Origin of the sequence: Piscicoccus intestinalis NBRC 104926 (assembly GCF_001515525.1) — a bacterium.
Lineage (GTDB): Bacteria > Actinomycetota > Actinomycetes > Actinomycetales > Dermatophilaceae > Kineosphaera > Kineosphaera intestinalis.
The window spans coordinates 1-911 of the sequence record NZ_BCNQ01000311.1 but is presented as its reverse complement, the minus strand read 5'-3'; the positions used below and the strand labels follow the sequence as shown (position 1 = coordinate 911).

The 911-nt window shown below is 78.6% G+C and carries 1 protein-coding gene; it reads left to right on the top strand.

The window, feature by feature from the left end; all coding sequences use genetic code 11:
- A partial coding sequence (locus PINTE_RS23570; protein WP_068434634.1) for a hypothetical protein occupies window positions 1-911 on the top strand: 911 nt, incomplete at both ends.

Below are 911 nucleotides of genomic sequence, written 5' to 3'. Positions count from 1 at the left end.
CACGAGGTGCGGCTCGACGCCCTCGGCGGCGCGCGGCCCGAGTACGTCGCCCTCGCCGGAGCCGGTCGGCTCGCGGGAGCCGGGTCCGCCGCCTCGCTCGGGGCGCTCACGGGTGCCGACGTGCGCAGCGCCCTCGGGGTCGTCGAGGGTGCGGCGGCCGCGTCGGCGCTGCGGGTCGCGTTGCTGGCCGGGGTCGGCGACGACGAGCCGGGGCGGAGCTGCTCGCGGCTGCTCACCGACTCCGGGGTCGACATCGCACACATCAGTGTGCGTAATTCGGCCTCGACGGGGGTGGCGTTGAGCGTGCCGCGGGACGACTCGACGCTGCGGGTCACCGTGCCGTGCGTCGGCCCCGACGGCGCTCCGGGTCGCGATCGTGAGTCGGCGCTCGCGGCGGTGGCCTCGTGCCGGCCGGGCGACGCGCTGCTCGTGCATTCGCTGACGCTGCCCGCGGCGGCCGACCTCGTCGACGCCGCGTACGAGCGCGACCTGCAGCTGGTCGCGGACCTGTCGCCGTTCCCGCGCGTGGGCGTCGACGGGGAGGTCGTCGGCGGCGTCGACCCGGCGCTGCTCGCGCGCTTCGACGTCGCGGTCGTCGACCCCGAGGGAGCCGGTCTGCTCGCCGAGTCGGGCGCGCTGCCCGGCTCCGTGCTGGCCTTGGGGTCGCTCGGCGGGGCGCTCGGCGCCTCGTGGGACGACCTCGTGCGCGAGCTGCCCCAGGCCCTCGAGGCGGCGGGGGAGCCGGTCGACCGGTGGGAGCGTCCGGACCTCGATGGGCCCTGGCCGCGGCACGCGTTCTGCGGCGCGCTGGCGGGGGCCCTCGCGGCGGGGGCCGACCGGCCGGAGGCGCTCGACGCCGCGCTCGTCGCGTGGTGGCGGGAGCGCGGCGGCGGCCCTGAGCTGGCAGGTTC